Origin of the sequence: Ideonella azotifigens (assembly GCF_006519715.1) — a bacterium.
Taxonomy (GTDB): domain Bacteria; phylum Pseudomonadota; class Gammaproteobacteria; order Burkholderiales; family Burkholderiaceae_C; genus Ideonella; species Ideonella azotifigens.
This window is the reverse complement of the sequence record NZ_VIDT01000654.1, coordinates 1-3,021: the sequence shown is the minus strand read 5'-3', so window position 1 is coordinate 3,021 and position 3,021 is coordinate 1. Positions and strand designations below refer to the sequence as shown.

Sequence of the window (3,021 nt, the reverse complement as noted above, 5' to 3'; positions counted from 1 at the left end):
CGAAGCGGCGGGCATGGTGCGCTGCAAGGCTTTCTGCAAAGCCTCGCGCAGCTGCTGCAGGCGCTGGGCTCTAGCCATGGTGGGCCTGCACGTCCTGCCAGCCCTGGCGCAGCGTCTGCACCACGCCGCTCACGTCGTCGACCATGGCCGGGTCCAGCGTGATGCCGGCGCGGCACAGCCGGTCGGCGCAGAACTCGTACAGGGCCTGCAGGTTGCCCACGACCTCGCCAGCGCCATCGGTGTCCAGCGCGCTGGACAGCCCGTTGAGGATGCCGATGCACTTGTCCAGGCTCCTGGCCTTCTGCTCGAAGCGCTTGGCTGCGATGTGGGCCCGGGCGCGGGCCAGCTCTTCGAGCAGGCCGTCCGTCAGGATCAGCACCAGTTCGACCGGCGAGGCCTGGGCGGTCTGCGCGCCCAGGTTGACGGTCTGGTAGCTTTGATAGGCGTCTTGGTACAAGGGAGTTTTCCTGGCGAGGGGAGGTCGTGGGGCCGTGCAGGTCAGCTCAGGCTGCCGAGCAGGCTGGTGTTGTCACTCATGCTCGACTGCAGCGACTGCAGCTGGGTGAACTGGGCCAGGTAGCGCTGGTAGAGCATGTTGTATTGGTCCTCCAGCTTGGTCTGGCGCGTCGTGATGCTGGCCTGGGTGCGCTGCACGCTGTCCTGCCGGCTCTTGATCAGCCCGGTGCTGCTGTTGGTCCATTGCTTGCTCAGCGTGCTGAAGGCGCCCATCAGGCCGGTCGGGGCGCTGCTGCTGTTGCTGCCCAGCAGGCTGTCGAGGCCGTCGGGGTGCGCGGTCAGGCCCTTGCTGAGCTTGGTCTGGTCCAGCGAGAGCTGGCCGTCGCGGCCGGCCGTGATGCCGAAGTCCATCAGCCGCAGCCCGCCCACGTCCTGGCGCAGGATGCTGGCCAGGTGCGAGCGCAGCGAGGTCACGCCGGAGTCCGACGCGAACGCGCCGGCCGTGGTGGTGCTGCTGCCGATCTTGGTCAGGTCGTCCAGCGCCGATTCGAGCTTGTTGTAGGCGTCGACGAAGCTCTGCACATTGGTGGCCGTGCCGCTGTCGTTGTTGGTCACGGCCAGCGTCAGCGGGCTGCTGCCAGTGGTTTGCGCCTGGGTCACGGTGAGGCTCACGCCGGCCACCGCGGTGAAGGTGTTGGAGGCCTGCTGGATCTTCACGCCGGTGGTCTGCGCGCCCAGCCACATCACGGCGTCCTGCGCGGCGCTGAGCTGCTTGCCACCGCCGTCCAGCGTGGTCTTCAGTGCGCTGGCCGGCAGGCCGCTGGTGTCCAGCGTGATCTGGCTGCCGGCGCCGGTGCTGCCGGCGCTCAGCACCAGGTTGGTCTGGCTGCCGGAGGTCACGACCATCGCGCTGACCAGCCCGTTGTTGCCGCTGGCCTGGTTGATCGCGCGGGCGATCTCGGTCTGCGACAGCGTGCCGTTGTTGTCCTGGTCGGCGCCGGCCAGGTTGACGTTGAAGCTGCTGCCATTGGCCATCTGCACGACCAGCGGGCCGCCCAGCGAGACCGGCACGGCCGGCAGGTCCTCGAAGGCGATCTGGTGCGCGCTGGCGACCTGCTCGACGAAGACCGAGTAGTTGCCCGCCGTGGCGCCCGCGCCCGCGGTGGCGGTGGCAAAGCCGCTGCTGCTCAGCGTGGCGCCGTAGCTCAGCACGCTCTTCTTGGTGGTCATGGCCGAGAGCGCGGTGTCGAACGCGCTCAGCGCCGACTGCAGCTTGCTCAGCGCCGAGGCGGTGCTCTGTGCCTTGGTGGACTGCGTGGTCAGCTGCGACTGGGTGGCCGAGGTGTACGCGGTGGCCAGCTGCTGCGCAGTGGTGGCCGGGTCGATGGTGGTGCTGCCCATTGAGATCTCCTGGTCGATTGACGGGGGTTGCCTGTCAAAAGGCGACCGTGCAGCGGCCGGACTGAAATCCGGCGGCGACAAAGGTCGGGCGGTCGGCAAAACGCGGCATGGCGGCGGTCCTCATTGGCTGGCCGCCAGGCGGCGCAGCCAGGCCTGGTTGGCCATCTCGTCCTGGGTCTTCTGGTCGCGCCCGGCCTGCAGCCGGCCCACCAGGGCCTGCTGGCGCTCGCGCACCTTGCCCATCACCATGTGGTCCAGCGCCGCGCCCTGCAGCGCCTGCTGGGCCTGGGCCATCTGGGCCTCATGCAGCGCCAGGTCCTGGCGGTGGCGATCGGCCAGCTGCAGCACGGCCTGCTTGTAGTTGGCGCTGTTCAGCGACAGGGCCAGTGGCAGGTTGCCGCCCGCGCTGCTGTTCGCACTGGTGCCACCCTGGGCCAGCTGCTCCAGGCGCGCCAGGTTGGTCTGGAAGCGCTGCTGCGTCGCGCGGCGCGTTGCCAGGTCGGCCTCCAGCCGGTCGCGCTCGCGCTCGCGCAAATCGGCCAGCGTGTCGAGCTGCTTCAGGTGTCGTGCTTCACGGGTCATGCCATCAGCTCCATCAGTTGTTGTTCGACCGTGGCCATTGGCGCCGGCTCGTGCGTGCCCTGGTGCAGGAAGGCTTCCATCTGCGGGTAGCGCTGCACGGCCTGGTCGGTGGCGGGGTCGGCGCCGGGCACGTAGGCGCCCAGCGGCAGCAGCTCGCGCACCTGCGCGTGTCGGGCGACCATGGCCTTGAAGGCGCGTGCGGCTTGCTGCTGTTCACGCGGGGCGACCAGCGCGGCGCAGCGGCTGATGGACTGCGCAATGTCGATGGCCGGGTAGTGGCCACGCTCGGCCAGCTCGCGGCTCAGCACGATGTGGCCGTCGAGGATGGCGCGGGCGGTGTCCACCACAGGGTCCTGCTGGTCGTCGCCCTCGGCCAGCACGGTGTAGATCGCGCTCATGCTGCCTTGCGGGTGCTCGCCGTTGCCGGCGCTTTCGACCAGCTGCGGCAGCAGGCCGAAGACCGAAGGCGGGTAGCCGCGCGTGGCCGGCGGTTCGCCCAGCGCCAGCGCGACTTCGCGCCGTGCCATCGCATAACGTGTCAGCGAGTCGACCAGCAGCAGCACGTGCTGGCCCTGGTCGCGG

Annotated in this window: 3 protein-coding genes and 1 pseudogene; all 4 read right to left on the bottom strand. The window is 69.5% G+C overall.

Annotated elements, in window-relative coordinates; all coding sequences use genetic code 11:
* Positions 1–70: 70 nt before the first annotated feature.
* Positions 71–457, bottom strand: a complete 387-nt coding sequence (fliS, locus tag FKP22_RS25735) for a flagellar export chaperone FliS (protein WP_141290627.1) — start codon at positions 455–457, stop codon at positions 71–73.
* 41 nt (positions 458–498) lie between these two features.
* Positions 499–1,857: a flagellar filament capping protein FliD gene (gene fliD / locus FKP22_RS25730; protein ID WP_141290625.1), complete on the bottom strand. Its 1,359-nt coding sequence runs from the start codon at positions 1,855–1,857 to the stop codon at positions 499–501.
* 120 nt (positions 1,858–1,977) lie between these two features.
* Positions 1,978–2,439, bottom strand: a complete 462-nt coding sequence (gene fliJ, locus FKP22_RS25725) for a flagellar export protein FliJ (RefSeq protein WP_141290623.1) — start codon at positions 2,437–2,439, stop codon at positions 1,978–1,980.
* Positions 2,436–3,021, bottom strand: a pseudogene (gene fliI / locus FKP22_RS25720) (flagellum-specific ATP synthase FliI); the annotation flags it as partial. The pseudogene fliI and the gene fliJ, both read right to left, overlap by 4 nt.